The organism is Mesoflavibacter profundi (assembly GCF_014764305.1).
Lineage (GTDB): Bacteria > Bacteroidota > Bacteroidia > Flavobacteriales > Flavobacteriaceae > Mesoflavibacter > Mesoflavibacter profundi.
The window spans coordinates 931,563-955,250 of record NZ_CP061703.1; the positions used below are offsets into that span (position 1 = coordinate 931,563).

General features: G+C 32.4%; 19 protein-coding genes. 5 read left to right on the top strand and 14 right to left on the bottom strand.

The genetic code is table 11. The annotated features are described in order from the left end of the window. Positions 1-129 precede the first annotated feature (129 nt). The 3 genes from rpmA to IFB02_RS04400 all read right to left on the bottom strand — a co-directional run bounded on the left by rpmA (position 130) and on the right by IFB02_RS04400 (position 1,622). Complete coding sequence (gene rpmA, locus IFB02_RS04390; protein ID WP_106686735.1) at positions 130-390, bottom strand: 50S ribosomal protein L27; 261 nt, start codon at positions 388-390, stop codon at positions 130-132. A 38-nt stretch (positions 391-428) separates the two neighbouring features. Next, entirely contained in the window at positions 429-1,073 is a 645-nt protein-coding gene (rplU, locus tag IFB02_RS04395) for a 50S ribosomal protein L21 (protein ID WP_106686734.1), read from the bottom strand. Between the two features lie 96 nt (positions 1,074-1,169). Beyond that, complete coding sequence (locus IFB02_RS04400; RefSeq protein WP_106686733.1) at positions 1,170-1,622, bottom strand: DUF4199 domain-containing protein; 453 nt, start codon at positions 1,620-1,622, stop codon at positions 1,170-1,172. Positions 1,623-1,809: 187 nt separating this feature from the next. Here IFB02_RS04400 and IFB02_RS04405 point away from each other — a divergent pair, with 187 nt between their 5' ends. Both IFB02_RS04405 and IFB02_RS04410 read left to right on the top strand, forming a co-directional pair. Continuing rightward, on the top strand, positions 1,810-3,135 hold the full coding sequence (locus IFB02_RS04405; RefSeq protein WP_106686732.1) for a M16 family metallopeptidase: 1,326 nt from the start codon (positions 1,810-1,812) through the stop codon (positions 3,133-3,135). A gap of 44 nt (positions 3,136-3,179) precedes the next feature. Continuing rightward, complete coding sequence (locus IFB02_RS04410; protein WP_106686731.1) at positions 3,180-5,261, top strand: M16 family metallopeptidase; 2,082 nt, start codon at positions 3,180-3,182, stop codon at positions 5,259-5,261. A 36-nt stretch (positions 5,262-5,297) separates the two neighbouring features. On the opposite strand, the gene IFB02_RS04415 is transcribed toward IFB02_RS04410, so the two are convergent. Beyond that, positions 5,298-6,191: a DMT family transporter gene (locus IFB02_RS04415; protein WP_106686730.1), complete on the bottom strand. Its 894-nt coding sequence runs from the start codon at positions 6,189-6,191 to the stop codon at positions 5,298-5,300. A gap of 98 nt (positions 6,192-6,289) precedes the next feature. Here IFB02_RS04415 and IFB02_RS04420 point away from each other — a divergent pair, with 98 nt between their 5' ends. Next, on the top strand, positions 6,290-6,859 hold the full coding sequence (locus IFB02_RS04420; RefSeq protein ID WP_106686729.1) for a heavy-metal-associated domain-containing protein: 570 nt from the start codon (positions 6,290-6,292) through the stop codon (positions 6,857-6,859). 48 nt (positions 6,860-6,907) lie between these two features. On the opposite strand, the gene gldD is transcribed toward IFB02_RS04420, so the two are convergent. The 4 genes from gldD to mutY all read right to left on the bottom strand — a co-directional run bounded on the left by gldD (position 6,908) and on the right by mutY (position 10,404). Beyond that, on the bottom strand, positions 6,908-7,492 hold the full coding sequence (gene gldD / locus IFB02_RS04425; RefSeq protein WP_106687034.1) for a gliding motility lipoprotein GldD: 585 nt from the start codon (positions 7,490-7,492) through the stop codon (positions 6,908-6,910). A gap of 17 nt (positions 7,493-7,509) precedes the next feature. Continuing rightward, positions 7,510-8,814: a gliding motility-associated protein GldE gene (locus IFB02_RS04430; protein ID WP_106686728.1), complete on the bottom strand. Its 1,305-nt coding sequence runs from the start codon at positions 8,812-8,814 to the stop codon at positions 7,510-7,512. A 15-nt stretch (positions 8,815-8,829) separates the two neighbouring features. Beyond that, a complete protein-coding gene (locus IFB02_RS04435) occupies positions 8,830-9,273 on the bottom strand; it encodes a single-stranded DNA-binding protein (protein ID WP_106686727.1) in 444 nt (147 codons plus the stop codon). 90 nt (positions 9,274-9,363) lie between these two features. Further along, entirely contained in the window at positions 9,364-10,404 is a 1,041-nt protein-coding gene (mutY, locus tag IFB02_RS04440) for an A/G-specific adenine glycosylase (RefSeq protein WP_106686726.1), read from the bottom strand. Between the two features lie 138 nt (positions 10,405-10,542). Between mutY and IFB02_RS04445 the strand changes: the two genes are divergently transcribed. Continuing rightward, positions 10,543-10,833, top strand: coding sequence for an HU family DNA-binding protein (locus IFB02_RS04445; RefSeq protein WP_106686725.1), 291 nt, complete (start codon positions 10,543-10,545; stop codon positions 10,831-10,833). A gap of 310 nt (positions 10,834-11,143) precedes the next feature. Next, on the top strand, positions 11,144-12,688 hold the full coding sequence (locus IFB02_RS04450; RefSeq protein ID WP_106686724.1) for an Rne/Rng family ribonuclease: 1,545 nt from the start codon (positions 11,144-11,146) through the stop codon (positions 12,686-12,688). A gap of 101 nt (positions 12,689-12,789) precedes the next feature. On the opposite strand, the gene IFB02_RS14010 is transcribed toward IFB02_RS04450, so the two are convergent. From IFB02_RS14010 to IFB02_RS04480, 6 genes are all read right to left on the bottom strand, one after another. Next, on the bottom strand, positions 12,790-14,790 hold the full coding sequence (locus IFB02_RS14010) for an OmpA family protein (RefSeq protein ID WP_270005553.1): 2,001 nt from the start codon (positions 14,788-14,790) through the stop codon (positions 12,790-12,792). Beyond that, positions 14,723-15,631, bottom strand: coding sequence for a PorP/SprF family type IX secretion system membrane protein (locus IFB02_RS04460; RefSeq protein WP_106686723.1), 909 nt, complete (start codon positions 15,629-15,631; stop codon positions 14,723-14,725). Before IFB02_RS04460 ends, IFB02_RS14010 begins: the two co-directional genes overlap by 68 nt. Positions 15,632-15,752: 121 nt before the next feature. After that, positions 15,753-20,453: a T9SS type B sorting domain-containing protein gene (locus tag IFB02_RS04465; RefSeq protein WP_165569186.1), complete on the bottom strand. Its 4,701-nt coding sequence runs from the start codon at positions 20,451-20,453 to the stop codon at positions 15,753-15,755. Between the two features lie 144 nt (positions 20,454-20,597). After that, on the bottom strand, positions 20,598-21,635 hold the full coding sequence (locus IFB02_RS04470; protein ID WP_106686706.1) for an aldo/keto reductase: 1,038 nt from the start codon (positions 21,633-21,635) through the stop codon (positions 20,598-20,600). Between the two features lie 297 nt (positions 21,636-21,932). Next, a complete protein-coding gene (locus IFB02_RS04475; protein WP_106686707.1) occupies positions 21,933-22,889 on the bottom strand; it encodes an OmpA family protein in 957 nt (318 codons plus the stop codon). Between the two features lie 27 nt (positions 22,890-22,916). Beyond that, a complete protein-coding gene (locus tag IFB02_RS04480; protein WP_106686708.1) occupies positions 22,917-23,678 on the bottom strand; it encodes an exodeoxyribonuclease III in 762 nt (253 codons plus the stop codon). Between the last annotated feature and the right edge of the window lie 10 nt (positions 23,679-23,688).

The window sequence follows — 23,688 nt, forward strand, 5'->3', positions numbered from 1 at the left end:
TGCTTTTATAACATTCAAAAAATCCCAAACTATAGTTTGGGATTTTTATTTTCTATGCTAAACTAAAACAATAAAAAAAGCACTTTCTAAAGAAAGTGCTTTTTTTTTATTTAAATAATAAGTTGCTTCTTAAGCTTTAAAAGGCTCTATAGAAACATAAGACTTGTTATCTTTTTTCTTTGTAAACTGTACAATACCATCTACTTGAGCGTGTAATGTATGGTCTTTACCTTGGTATACATTTTCACCTGGATGATGTGTGTTACCTCTTTGTCTAACGATAATATTACCTGCAATAGCAGCTTGACCACCAAAAATCTTAACACCTAATCGTTTCGATTCTGATTCTCTACCGTTTTTAGAACTACCAACTCCTTTTTTATGAGCCATGATCTTATGGTTTTATATTGTTATACTTAAGTGATAAATTATGCTTTACCACCATCTAATTCGTCTTGCCATTTCTTTAATTCATCCCACTTACCTTCAGCAGCTAATTCAGCTTGCTTTGGCCAAGTATCTGTAACGTGGTTACCACGAACACCAGAGATAATTTCAGAAATTTTAGCAGCATCCGTTTTTGCTAATTCAGCAAAAGTTGAAATTCCTGCTTCTACTAATGTAGATGCGATTTTAGGTCCAATACCTTCAATCTTTTTTAAATCGTCTGCCTTTCCAGTAGATTTTACTGCTTTAGCTTCAGATTTTTTTTCTTCTTTTTTTGGAGCCGCTTTTTCAGCTTTCTTAGCTGGTTTAGCTCCAGAAGTTACGATGTTTTCAATAACAATTTCAGAAAGGTATTGTCTGTGTCCATTCTTTACACGGTAACCTTTTCTTCTTTTCTTTTTGAAAACAATAACTTTATCACCTTTAAGGTGCTTTAAGACTTTTGCACTAACTTGTGCTCCGCCTATAGCTGGGGCGCCAACAGTTACATCGCTACCATCTGCAATTAAAAGAACGTTATCAAATTCTACTTTGTCTCCTTCTTCTACTGCTAAACGGTTAACAAAAACTTTTTGGTCTTTCTCAACTTTAAATTGATGCCCTGCTATCTCTACAATTGCGTACATAGCGTAACGTTTTTATTAAATTAATTTAACTTTTTGCTTCCAAATTCTTAGAAAGCGGATGCAAATATACTTCTAATTAATTAATCTACAAACGTTTTAAGCATTTTGAAGCATATTTCTACTTTTTTTAAACACTTGCATACAGGTTAATGTTAAAACTACTGTTGTTGCAAAACCCATTATGGCAACAACAAAAGACACTAATCCTATGTGTACATTATAGTCGTTAGCAAAAACCGTTAGTAATTGTTCTAAAAAATTCGGATTAATTTCTGTAGCATAAAAAGTAAAAAATATTGTAAATAAAATTGCTGCTATAAACCCGGAAACAATACCTACGGTAAATCCACCGGTGTAACTAAAGGTATGTCCTTTTTCGTCTTTATAATGTTTTATTGCTTCATATATACCAAAACCAGTTATAAATCCATTAAATAAACTAAAAAATGGATTTGTGTGCCATCCAAAAGCTGCTAGTAGTAAAAAATAAGCGATTAAACCTGCTGTTATATACAGCCCATATTTTATGGGTAAAGAGATATTTTTCATAGTTTTTTTATTTTATTGGTTATCAACATTATAAGTTCGTGATTTTCTTTTAAAATTTTAAATATTTGGTGTTAATTTTTTCTCAAAACTTAAAACAACTAGTTACTATTATTATTTTTGTTAAAAAGTGTAACAAAATTTATTTTTTGATACATATACCTTAAACTGATAATAAAATAATTTAAACATGAAAAAAAGTTTATTTTCATTAGCTGCTTTGGTATTAGCTGGTTTTACTACTAATGCACAAGAAGTTAAGTATGAAGAGTATGATTTAGATAACGGTATGCACGTTATTTTACATCAAGACAATTCTGCTCCTGTGGTAACTACATCTGTAATGTATCACGTAGGTGCAAAAGACGAAAATCCAGAACGTACTGGTTTTGCCCATTTTTTTGAGCACCTTTTATTTGAAGGCACAGAAAACATTGCTCGTGGCGAATGGTTTACTATTGTGACTTCTCAAGGAGGAAGCAACAATGCAAACACAACCGATGATAGAACTTATTATTACGAAGTTTTCCCTTCTAACAGTGTCGAATTAGGACTATGGATGGAATCTGAAAGACTTTTACATCCTGTTATTAATCAAGATGGTGTAGATACACAAAACGAAGTAGTTAAAGAAGAAAAACGTTTACGTGTAGACAATTCTCCTTACGGTAAATTCTTTGAAAACGTAAAGAAGAACATGTTTAAAAAGCATCCTTACCGTTGGACTACAATTGGTGAAATGGAACATTTAGATGCTGCAACATTAGAAGAGTTTCAAGCATTCAACAAAAAATTCTATGTACCTAATAACGCTGTTCTAGTTGTTGCTGGAGATATTAATGTACCAGAGGTTAAAAAAATGATCAAAGATTACTTTGGACCAATTCCAAGAGGTGAAGAAGTAACAAGAAACTTTCCTAAAGAAGATCCTATAACGCAGCCTATTACTGCTACTGCTTACGATGCAAACATACAAATACCTGCAATTGTAGCTGCTTACCGTACGCCTTCTATGAAAGATAGAGATGCTTATGTTTTAGACATGTTATCTACTTACTTAAGTAGCGGAAAATCTTCAGTATTATATAAAAAATTAGTTGACGAGAAAAAAATGGCTTTACAAGTAGGTGCATTTAATAACAGTCAAGAAGATTACGGGACTTACATTTTATTTGGTCTTCCTTTAGGTGAAACTAAACTTGAAGATATAATGAAAGAAATTGATGAAGAAATAGTTAAAGTACAAAACGAGTTAATTTCTGAAAGAGATTATCAAAAACTACAAAACATCTTCGAAAATCAATTTGTAAACTCAAATTCTAGCGTAGAAGGAATTGCTAGCTCTTTAGCAACTTACTACATGTTATATGGTAACACAGATTTAATTAATACTGAAATTGACATCTACAGATCAATTACAAGAGAAGAAATTAAAGAAGTAGCAAAAAAATACTTAAATCCTAATCAAAGATTACTTTTAGAGTATTTACCAGAATCTGAAAAAGCTAGCGAATAATTGACATAAATTAGTTTAGGCTATTTTACAAAATATAAAAACACATGAAAACAAAAATAACAGCACTATTAGCCGTATTGTTCATATCAATTACTGCAACAGCTCAAATTGATAGATCTGTACAACCTAAACCAGGTCCAGCACCAAGTATTACACTTGAAGTTCCTGGAGAATTTGAATTAAAAAATGGACTTAAAGTTTTAGTTGTAGAAAACCATAAATTACCTCGCGTTTCTTACTCTTTAACAATAGACAATAAACCTATTGTAGAAGGTGACAAAGCTGGAGTTTCTAGTATGCTTGGCGCTTTACTTGGTAACGGTACAACATCAATCTCTAAAGATCAATTTAACGAAGAAATAGATTTTTTAGGAGCTAGATTAAGCTTTGGATCAAGTAATGCTTACGCGTCGTCGTTATCTAAATACTCAGAGCGTATTTTAGAATTAATGGCAGATGCTGCAATCAATCCTTTATTTTCTGAAGAAGAATTTCAGAAAGAAAAAGATAAGATGATTGAAAACATTAAAAGCTCTGATAAAAGTGTAGATGCTATAGCAGGTCGTGTTGGAACCGCTTTATCTTACGGTAAAAAACATCCTTACGGCGAGTTTGTTACAGAAGAAACAATAAATAATATCACATTAGATAATGTTAGAGCTTTTTATCAAAAGTACTTTAATCCAAACAACGCATATTTAGTTGTTGTTGGTGATGTAGATTTTAAAACAGTAGAAAAGCAAGTAAAAAAATACTTTAAAAACTGGGAAAAAGGAATAGACTTTACAACTAACCTAATTAACCCAAGTCCAAATGTACCGTCAACTCAGATTAATTTTGTTGACATGCCAAACGCTGTACAATCTAACATTTCTCTTACAAATAATGCTGATTTAAAAATGAATGATGAAGATTATCATGCAGTTTTAATCGCTAACAAAATTTTAGGAGGTGGATTTAACAGCTACCTTAACATGAATTTACGTGAAGAGCATGGTTATACTTATGGTGCAAGATCTAGCGTAGGCACATCGCGTTATGGCGCTTCAAGATTTACTGCTGGAGCAGCTGTAAGAAATATGGTTACAGATAGCGCGGTTGTGCAAACATTAAAAGAAATTAAAAGAATAAAAACAGAACCTGTAACTGCACAAGAGTTAAAAAATGCTAAATCTAAATACGTAGGTGATTTTGTATTAGCTTTAGAAAGTCCGCAAACTATAGCTAGATACGCTTTAAACATTAAGTTAAACAACTTACCTAAAGACTTTTACAAAACCTATTTAGAAAAAATAAATGCTGTAACTGCAGAAGATGTAAATCGTGTTGCAAACAAGTATTTTAAACCAGAAAATGCAAGAATTGTAATTGTAGGTAAAGGAAGTGACGTAATTTCTAATTTAGAAAAAACAGGTTTACCAATTAAATATTTTGACACTTATGCAAATCCAGTAGAAAAACCAGTGTTTTCTAAACCAATTCCAGAAGGTGTTACTGCGCAAAGCGTAATAGATAATTACATTAAAGCTATTGGAGGAAAATCAAACTTAGATGCTGTTAAAACAGTATTAATGTCTGGAGATGTTAAAATAGATGGTGTACCAATTCCTTTAACTGCTGAAGTTAAATACATGATTGCTTCAAATAAAGAATCTGTAGAAATTAATGCAGAAGGTATGGGAACAATCATGAAACAAAAGTGGAATGGAACTACTGGTTATGCAGAGCAACAAGGTATGAAAAGACCTTTAACTGAAGATCAAATTGCTGAGAAAAAAGCAGAACCAGGTTTATTTGCCGAAACTAAATTTGACATGAATAATGTACAATTAGAAAGCATAGTAGATATTAATGGTAAAGACCACTATAAAGTAAAAGTAATAATAGGAGAAGATAACGTTTACAGGTTTTATGATGTAGAAACTGGATTACTAACTCAAGTAGAGAGCAGTAAAGAAGTACAAGGTCAAGAAATTAAATCTGTGGTTACTTACAACAATTACTCTCCAGTAAATGGTGTACAAATCCCTTATGGACAAACTGTAGTTACTGGACCACAAACTATTGCAATGAATTTTAAAGCTATTAAAGTAAACGAAGGTGTTACAGACGCAGACTTTGAATAAAAATTGTTTTTAATCAGTATTAAAAATCCGGAGTTTTTAACTTCGGATTTTTTTTGGCTTTTTATTAGCTAAATATACACCTAATAAAATTATAATTGTACCCAAACCTTGTGTCCAACTAAAGGTTTCATTATCTAAAAGTCCCCAAAATAAAGCAACAATAGGCATAATATATGTCACAGAAGACGCAAAAACAGGCGTAGACATTTGTACTAACTTATTAAATAAAACCTTAGCCAAAGCTGTCCCAAAAAAGGATAAAACAGCAACAAATCCTATAGACGTTAAAAATGTATTGTTTTTAAAATTTTCTACTTTAAAAAAATCTGTAAAAGCCAAGATTACTAAAGCAGGTAAAAATATTACAACATAATTTCCTGTAGCGATACTTAGCGGCTTAACATCTTGTAAATATTTTTTAATAATATTTACATTTATTGCATACATAATCGTGCTTAAAATAACAAAAGTCGCATACAAATAATTTTGATTTGGGTTAAGCTCTGCGCCTTTCATTATTAAAATAGATGTACCAATAAAACCTATAATTACACCCAAAACTTGTCTGGTATTTGTAGCTATTTTAAAAATAGCAGCGCCAAGTAACACTGTATTTAATGGCACTAAACTGTTTAAAATAGAAGCAACTGCACTATCAATTTCGGTTTCTGCGATTGCGAAAAAAAACGAAGGAAAGAAAGAACCCATAAATCCAGATAAAGCTATCCATTTCCAAGATTCCTTTTTAATAGATTTTATAGATTTAAATCCAGCAATAAACAAAAATAAACCTGTAATTATGGTGCGCAATGCTCCTAATTGATAAGCATTTAAACCTAATAAAGACTTTTTAATTAAAATAAAAGATGTGCCCCAAATTAAAGAAAGTAGTATTAAATAAACCCATTTTAAGCCGTTAGTTGTTTTCATAGTTAGTTATTACGGCACAAAAATCGGACTTAAATACAAATAAAGAAACATATTTATTAGTTTTGTATTTATCAATTTATAAATAAATACTATTTAATATGAAATCTTTAAAAACTATAGTAACCGTTTTTACTATTATGCTTTTTGCTTTTAGTTGTAAAAAAGAAACTCAACCAGAAGTTGTTACATCTCCAAATAGCGAGGTTAGCACAGCTACAGAAGTTGCTAAATTAGATACAAATGCTACTTATGCAAAAGCTGAATTTACTATCGAAGGTATGACTTGCGCAATGGGTTGTGCAAAAACTATCGAAAAGAAAATGGCTAAAATGGAAGGTGTAAAATCTGCAAAAGTAGACTTTGACAAGAAATTAGCTATGGTAGAGTATGATGAAGCTAAAGTTAATACTACTAGCTTAGAAAACACTGTTACAAGTGTTGCAGATCAATACAAAGTTACAGACATGAAAACTGTAGAAAACTTCTCTTCAGATAAAAAAGAATGTACTGCAAAATGTAAATCAGACTGTACTAAAAAAGATTGTAGCGATTGTGCTGCAAAAAAAGCGGCATGTAAAGAAAAATGCGCTAACAAAACAGAAGCAGAAAAAATGGCTTGCGCTAAAGATTGTAAAAAAGCGTGTTGTGCAAAAGTTGAAAAAGCATAATAAACAACTTATAATCATAAAAAAAGCCTCGAGACATCGAGGCTTTTTTTATTTCCATTCTATGGTTTCCATAATATGTTTTATGTCCTTTTGCAAATAGTGTGCAGCTGGTAAAATTGAGTCGTAATTTGGTTTAGCATAAAAGTATAAAGAACCTGTTAAGAAATGTTTTATACTATCTGTTACATAAAATTGCGATTGGCTAGCAGCATTACCGCCAACTTCATAAAACATTCCGTAAACACGTCTTTCTTTGTTTTCGTAAACTTGTTCTGTAATTTCGTCTGCTTTTCTTGTATGCTCTTGTGTAAAGTTTTGAGCATCTTTTAAAAACTTAGTAAGTTGTTCTTTACTATTTACTGTCTTATAGGTTAAATAAATAGTTCCTTTAAGTTTACTGTATTCTAAATTTAATCCAAAACTTGTAGGATCGTTAGGTATTCTTTTAATTTTTACCGTATCACTTATTTGGTTTTTTTCAAAAGTAAACGGTAATTGCTTGATGTATTTAGTATAGTTTGCTTCAGGATATTCTAATCTTAAATATCCTTTTGGTTTAGGTATTGGATCGCTACCGCAACCCATAAATGTTAGAATTAGTATCGCAAATAAACAAACGTTTTTAATTTTCATTTTAATAAGTAAATGCATTAAGGCAAGGTAACCTTAACTCGTTTAATTCTTTTTTTATCTAAAGACTCTATGGTAAAAACGTAATTTTCAAATTTTATTTTACTATTTCTTTTAGGAAATCCACCTGAGTTTTCTAGAATGAATCCTGCTAAAGTTTCGGCTTCTCCTTTATTGTCTTCAAAAATAGATTCGTCTTCGAGCTTAACTATTTTATAAAAGTCTTTTAATGCTGTTTTTCCTTCAAAAACATAATTGTTGTTGTCAAGTTTAGAGAATATTAGATCTTCATCATCAAACTCGTCACTAATATCACCAACAATTTCTTCTATAATATCTTCTAAAGACACTACACCAGACGTGCCTCCATACTCGTCTACCACAACAGCTAAATGCACTTTTTTCTCTTGAAACTCTGACATTAAATCGTCTAATTTTTTGTTCTCTGGCACAAAAAATGGATCGCGTAATAAAGATGTCCAATTAAAATCTGTTTCGTTTATATGTGGCAATAGATCTTTTACATATAAAATCCCTTTTATATTATCCATATTGTCTTGATAAACCGGAATACGCGAATATCCATTATTTACTATATCGTCAACAATATCTTTATAGGGCAATTCTATATTTAATGCAAACACATCTATTCTAGGTTGCATAACTTGTTTGGTATCTGTATTACCAAAACTTACAATACCTTGTAATATTTTTTGTTCTTCTTTTGTGGTATCATCTTCACTTGTTAATTCTAATGCTTGTGATAATTGGTCGATACTTAAATTAGATTTTTGTTTCCCTAATTTGTTGTGTATTCCAATAGTTATACTTCGCATTGGCAAACTTAATGGTGAAAATACAACGTCTAAAACACGTAGCGGATACGCCATAAAAGTGGCAAATTTTAAATTATTACGACTTGCGTAAATTTTAGGTAAAATCTCTCCAAATAGAAGAATTAAAAAGGTAACAACTACAACGTCTAATATAAATTTTACAATAGCAGAAGATATACCTGCAAACATAAACTCACTTAAAAAAGCAAACAGTATTACTATACCTATGTTTATAAAATTATTTGCGACAAGAATTGTTGCTAATAACTTTTTAGGTCTTTCTAAAAGCTTTGTTATAATTTTTATTTGATTTTTTGCAGCTAGATCTTCGTCTTCAAGATCTGTTCTTGTTAAAGAAAACATTGCTACTTCTGCGCCAGAAATTAATGCAGAACCAATTAAAAGAACTACTAATAGTGCAAAACCAAGCGCAATATTAATATTATCGCTGGTATTTAATAAAATTAGGCACAAGGGTTCAGGATCCATATATTATTTTAATGCTTAAAATGGAAGATCATCGTCTACTTCCGGTTGTTGTGTTTGTTGTGGTGTAGGATTGGTACTTACTGTTTTGTTTTGTGCATTTGCTGCATTGGTTTCAGATTCTTTTTTTGTACTTAAAAATGTAAAATCTGTTACTTGGATTTCAGTACTATATCTATCATTTCCAGTTTCGTCTTGCCACTTTCTAGTTTTAATACGTCCTTCTACATACACCTTATCTCCTTTTGTAAGGTATTTTTCGCAAATTTCAGCAGCTTTATTTCTTACAACTATATTATGCCATTCTGTATTTGTAACACGCTCGTTAGTTTGCTTATTTGTGTAAGTTTCGTTAGTTGCAAGGGGAAAACGTCCTACACAACCACCACCTTCAAAATAGTGCATTTTTACTTCATCTCCCAAATGCCCAATAAGCATAACTTTATTTAGTGTTCCAGACATAGTATTATTGTATTAAGACACAAAATTAAAGATTTGTGCTTCACTGTTACTAAAATTAATAATTTTTTTTAAAGTGATTGTATTTAGATTTTAAAAATCAAACTTTTCAATAAAATTACTTATTAAAATTGGTACAGGAAAGTCATGTAATTTAGTTGTAGAAATTGCATTTTTTAGCGATTGCTGTGTTGTTACAATCCAAAATTTAGTATGTAAATGCTGGTGTGAAAGTTTATGTATAATATCTTCTGTATTATATAAACTTATCTCGAAATCATTATTAGGTATTACGCCCAAATCATTTATTTTTTTGGTAATTTCTTGCTCGTTAACAGCTGCTTTAGTTTCTATTAACGGGAATTGATATAAATTTTGCCAAATTCCATTTCCTTTTCTTTGCTCTAAAATCGTATAACTGTTGTTTGCAAGTACTACTATAAAATTAAAGTACTTAATAGACACTTTAGTTTTTTTAAGTTTTACAGGTAATACATCTACTTTGTTAGAAATTAATGCTTGACAATTTTGATTAAATGTACAACTATTGCAATCTGGATTTTTAGGTTTACAATGCCTAGCGCCAAACTCCATTATAGCTTGATTAAAAATTGCAGGACGATTAGGATCTATCAAATCTTGAGCTAATTGTTTAAATTGTTTTTGACCTTGTGTACTATTTATAGGAGTTTCTATCCCAAAATACCTTGACAAAACTCTATACACATTACCATCTACAACAGCTGTTACTTCATTAAAGCAAATAGACGCTATTGCGCTTGCGGTATAATCACCAACACCTTTTAACTTCAAAATCTCTTTATACGTGTTAGGAAATTCACCGTTTAACTCCTCGACGATATATTTTGCAGACCAATGCAAGTTTCTAGCTCTTGAATAATAACCTAAGCCTTGCCATAATTTTAAAACTTCGTCTTCTTTAGCATTTGCAAGATCAAAAACAGAAGGAAAATTAGTTGTAAAAGCATGGTAATACGGTGTACCTTGAATAACTTGAGTTTGCTGTAAAATAATTTCTGAAAGCCAAATATAATAAGGGTTAGATGTATTACGCCAAGGTAAATCGCGTTTGTTTACTGTATACCAATTAATTAACTTTGCAGAGAAATTCATAGGGTTAAAAAAATAAAGAAATGCAAAAGTAAAGTTTATAGCATTAAATTTTAATGAATTAGGTTTGAAATATTGAATATTAAATGCCTATATTTGCCAACCCTAATAAAAAATTAATAACACAAACAATAAAAGAAAATGACTAAAGCTGATTTAGTAGCAAGAATTTCTGAGAAATTAGGAATTGAAAAAGGTGATGTACAAGCAACTGTTGAAACTTTTATGGAAGAAGTAAAGACATCTTTAGAAAGCGGAGACAACGTATATTTAAGAGGTTTCGGTAGCTTCATCATTAAAACTAGAGCTGAAAAAACTGGAAGAAATATTTCTAAAAACACAACAATAAAGATTCCAGCTCACAATATTCCAGCATTTAAACCTGCTAAAGTATTTGTAGAAGGTGTTAAAACAAATGTTGACGTAAAGTAAAATTTAAACGAATTATTAATTAAAAAACATTAACCTATGCCAAGTGGTAAAAAACGTAAAAGACACAAGGTTGCTACGCATAAGCGTAAAAAACGTAGACGCGCTAACCGTCACAAAAAGAAAAAATAATTCCAAAAAGTAGTTTTTTAACTACTTTTTTGGTTTTTTAAAATTTCGTTCTTTGAAAACTAAGCTTAACAACTAATTACGTATAACCTTGCGTAATTACTAAGCTTAACCGGATTTAAAAATCCTGTGAAAAAATGTATAATCCATCTATACTTAATTGTATGGATAAAAATTAACCTTAATGGATAAAGAATTAATCATTAGATCTAGTCCAGATGCTGTTGATTTTGCCTTATTAAAAGATGGAAAATTGATTGAATTACATAAAGATGAAGACGATAACAAGTTTTCTGTTGGCGATGTGTTTATTGCCAAAATAAGGAAAGCTGTTCCAGGACTAAATGCTGCTTTTGTAAATGTTGGGTACGAAAAAGATGCCTTTTTACATTATCATGATTTAGGTCCTAAAATATCTTCTCTTTTAAAATTCACAAAAAGTGTAAGCACAGGTAAACTAAAGGATTTTTCTTTAAAAAATTACCCATTTGAAAAAGACATTGATAAAGACGGTAAAATTACAGACGTCTTAAAATCAAATCAGTCTATTTTAGTACAAATTGTTAAAGAACCTATATCTACAAAAGGTCCTAGAATAAGCTCTGAGCTTTCTATTGCTGGTAGATATATTGTTTTAGTCCCGTTTTCTGATCGTATTTCAATTTCTCAAAAAATAGAAAATAAAGAAGAAAAAGATAGATTAAAACGCTTGGTAAAAAGCATAACACCGCCAGGTTTTGGCGTTATTGTACGAACAGTAGCTGAAGGCAAAAAAGTAGCCGAACTAGATAAAGATTTACAACACTTATTAAGTCGTTGGAACACAATGTGTAAAAAGTTACACAAAGCCCATCATCCAACCAAAGTTTTAGGAGAATTAAATAAAGCCTCTTCAATATTAAGAGATATATTTAACGATACCTTTACAGGAATACATGTAGATGATGAAGAACTATTTTTTCAAATAAAAGATTACTTGCAAGAAATTGCACCAAACAAAGAATCAATTGTCAAACTCTATCAATCTAATGTTCCAATTTTTGAAAAATTTGGAATAGAGCGACAAATAAAAACTTCTTTTGGTAAAACTGTATCTATGGCTAAAGGAGCTTACTTAGTTATAGAACATACAGAAGCCTTACACGTAATAGATGTAAATAGTGGTAATAGATCTAATAAATCAAACTCTCAAGAAGATACTGCTCTAGAAGTAAATTTAATTTCTGCAAAAGAAGTTGCAAGACAATTAAGACTACGAGATATGGGTGGAATTATTGTTGTGGATTTTATAGATTTAAATTCTGCTGAAAACAGAAAAACACTGTACAATTATTTACGTGAAGAAATGAAAGATGATAGAGCCAAACATAAAATATTACCTCCTAGTAAGTTTGGATTGGTTCAAATTACACGTCAAAGAGTTAGACCAGAAATGAATATTAAAACCAGAGAGGAAAATCCTAATGGTAATAATGGAGAAGAGGTTGAAGCACCAATAGTTTTAGTGCAAAAAATAACTCATGACCTGGAACAATTATTTAAAAAAGACTATAAGAAGGTGACTTTAAACACACATCCTTTTATAGCAGCCTTTTTAACAAAAGGTTTTCCATCTATTCGTTCAAAATGGTTTTTTGAACACAAAAAATGGGTTAAAATACAACCTAGAGATGCTTACACTTATTTAGAATATCATTTTTACGATAAAAATGGTAAGCTAATAAAATAAAACATAAAGCCTTGTTATCTAATAGCAAGGCTTTTTTTTGTACAAAAAAAGCAGCTAGTTATAGCTGCTTTTTTAATTAACACATTGTATTTTGAATAGTTTTACATATTCTTAGGGTTACCACTAACGATTAAGAATTGGCTTCTTCTGTTAAGTTGGTGTTGTTCTTTACTACAAGGGTTACAGTCTACAGCTGGTTGCGATTCTCCTTTACCAGAAGCAGATATTCTGCTAGCATCAATACCTTTAGATATAATGTACTGTCTAGTGGTTTGTGCACGTCTTTCTGATAATCCTTGGTTATAACGATCAGATCCTCTAAAATCTGTGTGTGACGTTGCTTCTATTACCATATCAGGGTATTTGTTCATTACTTGTACTAAGTTATCTAATTCAAACGCTGCTTTTGCAGTGATGTTTGATTTATCAAACTCGAAGTAAATTGGGTTTAATACCACTTCTATTGGTGTAATTATTTCTTCTATTGGTGTTAATGGTACTTCTACTGCGACTTCTTCTTCATTTGTACCTTCTACAGTAACTTTATTACTTTCGTAACCATCCATAGTTACTTGTAATTCTGTATCTGTTTCACATTCTACAATATACTCTACAACACCTTCTGCGTTGGTTGTTTTTGTTGCTAATATGTTTCCATTAGCATCTGCTAAACTTGTTGTTGCTCCTGCTAATACGTCTCCTGTTTTTTCGTCTACTACAGTTCCTGTAATTAACACATCGCATAATGGTTGTAGCTTTTTAATCGCATAGATATCATCATTTCCTTTTCCTCCTTGACGGTTAGATGATATAAATCCTTCGCCTGTTGCTTCGTTCATTCTAAATGCAAAATCGTCTCCGTTACTATTTATTGGAATTCCTGCATTTCGGATTGGTGCCATTTTTCCGTCTATTTCTTTAGTATGGAATACATCCATTCCTCCAAGTCCTAAATGTCCTGTTGACGAAAAGTATAGTGTGTTATTATCACTAATATATGGGAACATTTCTTGTCCTTCTGTGTTTACCTTTTGTCCCATGTTTACTGGCGCTGTTAATGTACCGTCTGTATTTATGGTTGCTTTGTAGATATCAAATTTACCGTATCCTCCTGGCATATCACTAGCGAAGTATATCGTGCTTCCATCTGCACTTACACTTGGGTTTTTTATAGAATAGTTTGGACTGTTTATTGCTAAGGCTTCTACTTTACTAAAATCGTCTCCTGTTTTTGTTGCTTTAAATAGGTGTAGTACACTGTATTTAGTGTTTGACAGACTGTCTTTTTCATATATATCTTCATAAAAGCTTTCTCTAGAGAAGTACATTGTTTTTCCGTCAGGAGAAAAGCTTACGATACCTTCGTGGTATTTAGTGTTTATTTTACCATCTAATAGGTTTTCTCCTTGGTATGTACCATCGTCTGCTACAGTATATTCGTAGATATCTAAAAATGGTTCTTCATTCCATCCGTACTTCTTACGATTGGCGTTTCTTGAGCTTGTTAGGTATAATTTACCATCTTGTAATGTTCCTCCAAAGTCTGATCCTGCAGTATTGATATCTAAGTTTTGTACGTTAAATTTTTTCCCGCGATCTAATATTTTAGATAAATAATCTGGATTGGATTTATACATCATTGCTCTATCATCTGATGGTTGCATAGCTGCAAACTTATCCATTTGTGTATTAGAAGCTTCGTACTTACCGTTTGCTTTTAACATCTCTGAGTACTTGTAATACATCTCGGCTTGATTTGCTCCTGCTTCAAATGCTTTTGCGTACCATTTCTCTGCTGCTTCTGTGCTATAAATATTGTAATTGGCTTCTGCTAATTGACTATACACATAGGCATCTGCTTCTCCTTTTTCTACAATTTTATTGTAGGCTTCTATAGCGTCTACAAATCTGTATTTTGCAAAGAGTTTATCTGCTTTTTGTGTGGCACTGCTTTGTGCTAAACTTATGGTGCTTATTAAGGCACAAACTATAAATAATTGTATATGTTTCATTGTTCTGGTTAGCTTATCTGGTTTAGAAATAACGTGGTGATCTTGATACTTTTCTTGGTAGATTAATATCAAAGTTGATAAAAATCTCATGTGATGAGTTGGTGACTACATCTAATTGAGAGTTTACACTGTCATAGGCATAACCTATTCTTAAGTTTGGTGCTACTAAAAAGTTTATCATTCCGCTAAAAGAATCGTCTAATCTATAGCCTGCGCCTACTTCTACAAAATCATACATAAATAGGTTTAAATTTGCATCGTAAGTCACTGGTGCATTAAAGGCTACCTTTGTCATTACATGTGGCTTAAGCTTGAAGTTTTCTGATAAATCAAATACATAACCTGCTGCTACAAACGCGTGTTGTATTTCTGAGCCTATTTTAAATCCATTAGCATCTAAGTGTACAGATTCTAAAATATTTGGCATCGATGCAGAGATGTAATACTTGTTTGGTTTATAAAAATATAAACCTGCTCCTATGTTTGGTGTAACTTCATTGATGTTTTGTGAATAGAAAGGATCGTTTGGATCGATTAAATCTAATCCTACTAAACCTATATCATGAAAGGTTGCTCCTGCTTTTAAACCAAATGCTAATTTTGTAGATGTTCCTACTGGTAAGGTATAAGAGAAATCTACATAAGCATTTGTCTCGTTTACTGGACCTACTTCGTCACTAATTAAAGAGAGTCCTAAACCTACACGATTACCTACTGGCGAATGAATGGTTAAGGTTCCTGTTGATGGTGCGCCTTCTAATCCTACCCATTGGCTTCTATATAATGCGCCTATTGATACGCCTTCATATGAACCTGCATAGGCTGGATTTACCACATTCATGTTATACATGTATTGTGTGTATTGTGGATCTTGCTGTGCTTGTGCTTGCATTGCAAAGAGCAAAGCGAATAGGATGTATACTTTTTTCATGTGTTATTGTTTACTGTGTTTGGATAGTCACATGTAACAACCAAAATAGCTCTTGCTTTATTGGCTATTTTGGTTGTTTCCATAGTATCTGTTTTGGTTGTGTTTATTATTGATTAGTTGTTTATCTGTTTATGTAAATCCAAGCCGCTTTTTGTTTGCTTCCTTGATATTTCATAATATAGTAATAAGTTCCTACTGGTAACTCGTCTCCATTATTAGATTGTCCATGCCACTCATTAATATAATTGTCTTTTGAGTAGACTAAAGTACCGTAACGGTTATAGATCTCTAAGCGTTGTACATCAAAACTACTTAAATCAAATGTGTCGTTTTTACCATCTTTTAATCCTGGTGATATCCCTTGTGGTATAACGCAACTCTCTAACTCTTCTACTAATACTTCAGCGGTGTTTGAACATCCTGTATCGGTAAAAGTAACCTCTATTGTATAAACTCCTGCGGTTAATACGGTATCTAAATCTAAACTTGTAGCGCCTGAAATTACTGTATCGTATTGATCATACCATACTACACTTACTTCACTTGATGTGTAATTATCAGGTATTGCTGTTACTGTAATTGGTACTGTAGCGTTTGGACATACCTCGTAAACTACATCTCCAAATGTGGTCTCTGGCAGAGGATTTACTATAATTTCAAAACTTGAAGTTTTATAACAGTCTGATGCTGTTAAATTTTCTAATCTAACATAAATAGTTTGACTAGATACTTCGGTATTAGTAAATGGCGCTGTAATTGGATTACTATTAGTTTCAGCATCTAATTCTGAAACATGATAAGAAACACTAAACTCTGAAGAGTCTTGTCCATTTAATACTTCATCATCTTTTGTAGATAGATCAAACGTTTCATAACCATCATTTAAACTATCATCACAAACAATAAAATCAGATATATCTGTAATTTCTGGTAAAGCACCTAAAACAGTAAGCGTAAAAGATGTGTTAGTACTAGCACAACCTGAACCAGAACCTACTGCATTAACGTCTTCTGCTCTAACGTAAATAACAGTTCCATCTACTGCAGAATAAGGGAATGTTATAGCATTAGTACCTGATTGCGCATCTGATAAGGTCTCGTGATACGTAACCACGAAATCGTTTGGATCTTGACTTACATCATCTAAAATGATACTTGATAATGTACTAAAATCAAATTCTTCTACACCATCACCAGACTCGTCATCACAAGTAACAATAGAAACTTCTTCTGGCGGAACTACGTTTACAATTGGATCTTTGTAAAGGTTAACAATTACAGTCGCATCTGCTACACCCATACATTGGTTATCATAAGCATAAACTGTTACAGGACCAGATTCTGAAACTGTAATTGACGATGAAGTTAAATTTGGTTGGAATATATTATTAATATACCACTCAAAAGTATCTGCAAATGGAGAATCTGCTTCAATTGTTATTGAATCTAGACCGCAAGGCTCTGCTACCATAGGTGTAGTATCATCATTATCGTTATCGATAAAAGTTACATCTACACTAGATAATTCTACATCAATATCTGCACTTAAAGTTCCTGCATTTGGATCTGGGTTATTAGGATCTAAATTAGTTTGAGTAATTTGAATTACACCTGGTTCTTTTTCAAAGTTTGTAATCATTACAATATAAATTTCACCAGCTATAGCATTGTTTATCGTAAAACTTTCAACTGGAGCTGCAGAGTAACTACAAGCTGTAACAGGATCTGATGGATAATCTCCACCACTACAATAATCATCGCCAGGAGCATATGGTCCCCAAAGAGCAAAATCTACATCTAATTCGTCTCCAATTGGATTACCTGCTGCATCAAAAGCAGTATTCTGTACCATTTGCACTTCAATTGTTCCACTAGTTCCAATTTCTAACACACTAAATGTAGGATTAGGAGAAGTAAATAAACAATCTATTTGTCCAAGACCTGGTTCTACACCTACGGTATTAAAAGTATATAAATCATCTCCTCCTGGACATAAGTTTTCAGTCGCATCACAAGTCACGTTTGTTGGTGCTTCATAAGGAGTGATACATAAATCAAATGTTGTTGTTTCAGAATTACTTGACCCAGAAAAGATTCTTATAAAGTAAGTGTTTCCTACTACTAACTGAGGTGTTATACTTGATAATAAAGCGAATCCGGAAGTACAATCAATTTCTACAAGCGCATCACAAGCACCTTCATATAAAGCAAAGTCAATATCTCCTGTATTACTTCCTTGTACATTTGCTAAAGAAATTAAATGAAAATCTGATGTTGCAGTAAATTGATACCAAACATCATCATCTGGATCTCCTCCACAAGAAGGGTTAGGAACACCAGAACTAGTCGCTTCTAATAATGTACCAGGAGTACTTACTTCACATAAGAAAGCATCATTTACTACTGCTGTTGTAGCATCACATGGGTTATCATTATCTGGAGGACAACCTGCTAAAGAAATAGCTTGACTTGTAATAACACAGTTTCCATCTTGTTCGTTAGAAATTGTGAATATTATATCTGTATTAAAAGGATAAGGTCCAAATAAAGGAGTTACTGAACCTGTTGTTGAAACACTTACAGGTGAGTTTCCTTGATTATCTTGAACTGATAATGATGTAGCATCACCTAAAGAAGTTATGTTAACATCTACTAAAAATTGATCTCCATTTGCACAATCATCAACAATTGCAAAAGTAGCTGTAGGATTTATACAAGTTGCACAACTTACAGTAACATCTATAGATGTATAACCATTACCTTGACAATTTACACTTCCATCTGATTGAACTTGAAAAGAAATTGAAGATCCTGTAGATTGATAAGTTATACCACTTACATCACCATTGTTTCCATAAGGTGTTGCAGCGTTTAAGTCTGTTATTCCATCTGAGTCTAATACGATTAATTCATCCCAATTCTGTTCTACTTGACCTGCATTAAATGTAATATTTAAAGGCGTTGTACCGTCAGAACTAGTAAATGTAAAGACATTTGTATCATTATTTTCGTAACAATAAACAAGGTTTTGTGGTCCTCCATTTGTACAATCTAAAACAAAGTTTGTTTGTGCTGTAGTAGAAAAACTAATTGGTCCAGCCCAAACACTTGTGTTTGCTCCACAAATGGCTTGTACATAAACTTCATAGTCTGTTAGTGGTGATAAACCGGATTCTGTTAGAGTTGTTGTTCCAACTGTTGTTCCTGATGTTGGCACACCAGTTCCTGCAGGTTGTACAACGTAATTCCACTGTGATTCTGATCCACTTGGTGTCCAAGAAATATCTGCAGAATCATGTGTAATTCCTGCTATTGTAATATTACTTGGTGCAACACAAAAGTTACCACAAGTTTCAACTCGTACTTGATCTATAGACATGTCTCCTTCCCAAGTAGCTCCAGTACCAACATAGCTAAATTCTATATATATTACCTGACCTAAATAAGCATCTAAGTTAATTCCAATTGGAACCCAAGGATCTGAAGCAGAAGTTTGATATTCTCCAATCCAAGTATATTCTGTAGTAAATGGTCCAGTTGCTGATGTACTAACACCAACATTTAAAGTTCCCATATCTACACCATAAGCATGCATGTAAAAAGATAATTCTGCACCATCTACAGCTGTAGATAAATCTATAGCAGGAGTAATAGCAGACGCAACATTTGTGGTGTTACCAGAAGCTTCATATTCTAAATGTGTACCAGCATTTCCATCCCAAGTCACATCTGGTCCTGTACCAGTTGAGTTACTTGAAGGAATTGTAATATCCCAATTTCCGTTAGAATCTGCAAAGGTAGTTCCTGTCCATCCAGTTGGAACGTAGTTAGTATCATTACCAAAATCTTCTGTAAAGATAAACGTAGAAGATCCACTAGAACAAGTGACACCAACTGGTGCTGGTGGCGGTACATTAAATGTTGTAAAATTAACAGGCCCAACCCAATTACTGTAACCATTTGCGTTACAATTAGCTCTTACATATACCTCATAGGCTGTACTAGGTGTAAGACCAGAAGCTGGATAAGGATTATTATTAGAAGTTACAGTACCATCTGTAGTTGGTAAACCAGTTCCAGCTGGTTGCACCCAAATTTGCCAATCAGATTCTGATCCTCCTAAAGACCAAAATATATCTGCAGTACTATCTCCTGTTGTAGTCGCGGTAAGGTTTAATGGTTCTGGACATGTAACGTCAAAAATTGACACATCATCAAAAGCAAAACCTTCGTCTTGTACAGATCCATCAGATCCAAAAGCTATTCTAAATTGCACACTAGATTGACCTGCTAAACCTACTAATGCATGTCTAGCTGTAACCCATCCGTTAGAACCAGAACCATTTCTTCCTGTCCAACCTTCTTGTTGTCCTCCAGGATTACCATTAATGGTTCCGTCTGTATACCAATTATTAGGATCGCCAACTGCTCCTACATTTTGCCAAGTAGCTCCTCCATCTATTGATGATTGTAAAACAGTACCGTCCCAACTAAACTCTGATTCCCACCAAACGCTAAATTCTATACTTGGGTTAGTTAATGAAGTTAAATCAAATATAGGACTATTTACAAATGAGCTCTCGCCATTGTTGTAATTACCTGTTAAATTAGTAACCCAAGAATTTGCTCCAGAAGCAGCACTATTTATTACTGCCGAAGCTGGTGTACCCAATGCCCAAGTTCCGGAATTTGTATTGTCTGCAGTCCATCCGCCATCTCCAGATTCAAAATCTTCAGAATAGGGATAACTAGTAATTTGAGACAATGCTTGATAACCTGTAAATAAGGCTATTAAGCACATGAGAAGAGTAGTTTTTTTCATTTTATATTTTGAGATGTTTAGTTTTTGTTACATCTAAGCTATGAAAAAAACAAACTACATGTTATTTGTTATTGTTAATATAGACTAAATACACTTATTTATCGGTAAAATACTTCATGCGAATATTTACTTAGTGATAACCGATTAAGGAGCAGGATTTGGTATAACCGAATGAATTTGGTTTATTTTTTCTAATATAGAATCTGATAGATTTACTTCAATACTTTTAATATTTTCTTTAAGCTGCTCTAAATTTGTTGCTCCTATAATATTACTTGTTACAAATGGTCTTTGATTAACAAATGCTAAAGACATTTGAGCTAAAGTTAAATTATTTTCTTCTGCTAATTCTAAATACTTTTTAGTGGCAATAGTGGAATTTTCACTACTATATCTTGCAAATCTTGGAAACAATTTTAATCTAGAATTTTCTTCAGCTATTCCTTTTATATATTTACCAGACAACACGCCAAACGCCATAGGCGAATAAGCTAATAATCCTATATTTTCTCTTATTGAAACCTCAGCCATATCACCTTCAAAAACTCTGTTTATTAATGAGTATGCATTTTGGATAGTTATTGGTCTTATTAAATTATGTTTTTTAGACTCTTCTAGATAACGCATTGTTCCCCATGCTTTTTCATTAGAAAGTCCTGCAAATCGGATTTTACCTTCTTTTTTAACAGCTTCTAACTGCTCTAAAACGTCTTTAAAATTATCTTCCCATTGGTCGTTAGGATTATGATTATAATCTCTTACTCCAAAAGTATTGGTTTGACGTTCTGGCCAATGTAATTGAAATACATCAATATAATCTGTTTTCAGTCTATTTAATTCTTTTTCTACTGCATCTTTAATTGATCCTTTTTGAAATCCTGATGTACGTATGTGCGCTGTATAATCTCCTGGTCCAGCTATCTTAGATGCGATAACAACTTTTTCTCTATGTCCAGTTTTTTTAAGCCACGTTCCTATTATTTTACTAGTTCTTCCTTGTGTTTCGGCAGTTGCTGGAACTGGATACAACTCTGCTGTATCTATAAAATTTACGCCTTGTTCTAACGCATAATCTAATTGAGCATGTCCTTCGGCTTCTGTGTTTTGATTTCCCCAAGTCATCGTACCTAGGCAAATTTTACTCACTTTTATATCTGTATTTGGTAAAGTTGTGTATTTCATTTTTGATTGTTTACTTTTTAACAAATATAAAAAGACCTTTAATTAATTGTTTTAACTAAAGGTCTAAATGTTTGTTAAGATATTTTTATTGAAAGTTGGCTGAAAATTTTAGTTCTATTTTTTATGAAGAACCCTTTGCTTCAACCTGTACTTCGACTGCGCTCTGTATGGTACGTTAGGGATTATTCGTTATTATTTATTTCAAATTAAAGTACTCATGATTACTTCGTAGTTAAGCAATTGTTGGAGCACATCTTTGATTGTGACTTGCGAAAGCACGACACTTGTGGTAACGCCTTAATTATTTAGCAACTCTGTAATTTTGTCTAATTTTGGTGTTAAAATAACCTCTATACGACGGTTTTTGGCTTTTCCTTCAGCTGTATCGTTACTTGCTACAGGAGCATACTCGCCACGACCTGCTGCTGTTAAACTTTCTGGATTGATGTTTTTATTTTCTTGAAGTATATTTACTATTGCTGTTGCACGTTTGGTTGATAAATCCCAGTTGTCTTTTACGTTTCCGTTACCAGAAAATGGATCGTTATCTGTGTGACCTTCTATTAATACTGAAATCTCTGGATTATCTGCTAATACAGCTCCTAACTGTTTAACTGCTTGTTTACCTTGTGTTCCTACTGCCCAACTACCTGATTGAAATAATAGTTTATTTTCCATAGACACGTAAACTTTTCCGTTGCGTTTTTCTACGGTTAATCCCTTACCTTCAAAATCTACTAATGCTTTTGAAATAGCATCTTTTAAGGCATTCATCTCTGCTTCTTTTGCCGAAATTATTGCTTCAAGATCTGCTACACGTTGCGATCTAGCTTCTAGCTCTTGCTTTAACTGTTCTAGTCTAGCGTTTTCTGTTGCTAATGCTTGCTCTTTAGATTCTAATTGCGCTAATAATTCTCTGTTTTTTTTGGTGTTTGCTGCAATTGCAGAACTACTATTTGCTTCTAAAGCGTCATAGGATTCTTTTAATGCATCGTAATTTTTAGATAATGCCTTATATTCTGCTTCCCATAGTTTTTTGTTTGCATCTGCATCTAGATAGTCGTCTTCGGTTTCTTTTAACTTATTTTTAGCTTGATTTAATGCTAATTGAAGTTCTTTATTTTCTTCTTTTAAGGCTTTATTTTCTTTTTTTAAACCTGCATATTTACTTTCTAGTTCTTTGTACACTTTTGGCGATACGCAACTTGATAATACAAAAACTGAAAGCATTAAAGTTAAAAAGGTGTTTTTCATTTTTTATTTATTTGGGATTGTTGTTTATTAGTTTTCTAGTTCTAGCAAAATTGGACAGTGATCACTATGCTTTGCTTCTTGTAATATAACTGCTCTTTTTATTTTTTGTTGTAATGGCTCGCTAACCATTGCGTAATCTAAACGCCAACCTTTGTTATTTGCTCTTGCATTGGCGCGATAGCTCCACCAAGAGTATTCTTGTTTTTCGGGATGAAGATATCTAAAAGAATCTATAAATCCGCTATCAATAAAGCTTGATAACCATTCGCGCTCTTCGGGTAAAAATCCAGAAACGCCTTTCATTTTTGGGTTATGAATATCTATTTCTTCATGACAAATATTGTAATCACCACAAACTACAAGGTTTGGTCGTTCTTGGCGTAATTCATTTAAATATTGATGTATCATGTCCATATATTCAAATTTATGAGACAATCTTGCATCGTTTGTTCCTGATGGTAAATACATGCTCATTACTGATAATGGACCAAAATCTACACGTATGTTTCGACCTTCAAAATCCATAGATTCTATTCCTGTACCAAATTCTATATGATCTGGTTCAGTTTTACATAAAACTGCTACACCGCTATACCCTTTTTTTTGTGCGCTAAACCAATAATTATAATGGTAACCAGCATCTTTAAACAAGTCTAAATCCAGCTGTTCTTCCATTGCTTTTATCTCTTGTAAACACAAAATATCTGGATTTGCACTTTTTAACCAATCTATAAATCCTTTGTTAATTGCGGCTCTAATTCCGTTAACGTTGTACGAGATAATTTTCATCTTAATTATT

Bases quoted from the DNA above. Each gene is read 5' to 3' on its own strand.
- IFB02_RS04400 (WP_106686733.1), bottom strand. From the start codon at position 1,622: ATGAAAAATATCTCTTTACCCATAAAATATGGGCTGTATATAACAGCA.
- gldD (WP_106687034.1), bottom strand. From the start codon at position 7,492: ATGAAAATTAAAAACGTTTGTTTATTTGCGATACTAATTCTAACATTT.
- IFB02_RS04415 (WP_106686730.1), bottom strand. From the start codon at position 6,191: ATGAAAACAACTAACGGCTTAAAATGGGTTTATTTAATACTACTTTCT.
- IFB02_RS04435 (WP_106686727.1), bottom strand. From the start codon at position 9,273: ATGTCTGGAACACTAAATAAAGTTATGCTTATTGGGCATTTGGGAGAT.
- IFB02_RS04475 (WP_106686707.1), bottom strand. From the start codon at position 22,889: ATGAAAAACACCTTTTTAACTTTAATGCTTTCAGTTTTTGTATTATCA.
- IFB02_RS04445 (WP_106686725.1), top strand. From the start codon at position 10,543: ATGACTAAAGCTGATTTAGTAGCAAGAATTTCTGAGAAATTAGGAATT.
- IFB02_RS04405 (WP_106686732.1), top strand. From the start codon at position 1,810: ATGAAAAAAAGTTTATTTTCATTAGCTGCTTTGGTATTAGCTGGTTTT.
- IFB02_RS04470 (WP_106686706.1), bottom strand. From the start codon at position 21,635: ATGAAATACACAACTTTACCAAATACAGATATAAAAGTGAGTAAAATT.
- rplU (WP_106686734.1), bottom strand. From the start codon at position 1,073: ATGTACGCAATTGTAGAGATAGCAGGGCATCAATTTAAAGTTGAGAAA.
- IFB02_RS04465 (WP_165569186.1), bottom strand. From the start codon at position 20,453: ATGAAAAAAACTACTCTTCTCATGTGCTTAATAGCCTTATTTACAGGT.
- IFB02_RS04430 (WP_106686728.1), bottom strand. From the start codon at position 8,814: ATGGATCCTGAACCCTTGTGCCTAATTTTATTAAATACCAGCGATAAT.
- mutY (WP_106686726.1), bottom strand. From the start codon at position 10,404: ATGAATTTCTCTGCAAAGTTAATTAATTGGTATACAGTAAACAAACGC.
- IFB02_RS04410 (WP_106686731.1), top strand. From the start codon at position 3,180: ATGAAAACAAAAATAACAGCACTATTAGCCGTATTGTTCATATCAATT.
- IFB02_RS04450 (WP_106686724.1), top strand. From the start codon at position 11,144: ATGGATAAAGAATTAATCATTAGATCTAGTCCAGATGCTGTTGATTTT.
- IFB02_RS04480 (WP_106686708.1), bottom strand. From the start codon at position 23,678: ATGAAAATTATCTCGTACAACGTTAACGGAATTAGAGCCGCAATTAAC.
- rpmA (WP_106686735.1), bottom strand. From the start codon at position 390: ATGGCTCATAAAAAAGGAGTTGGTAGTTCTAAAAACGGTAGAGAATCA.
- IFB02_RS14010 (WP_270005553.1), bottom strand. From the start codon at position 14,790: ATGAGATTTTTATCAACTTTGATATTAATCTACCAAGAAAAGTATCAA.
- IFB02_RS04460 (WP_106686723.1), bottom strand. From the start codon at position 15,631: ATGAAAAAAGTATACATCCTATTCGCTTTGCTCTTTGCAATGCAAGCA.
- IFB02_RS04420 (WP_106686729.1), top strand. From the start codon at position 6,290: ATGAAATCTTTAAAAACTATAGTAACCGTTTTTACTATTATGCTTTTT.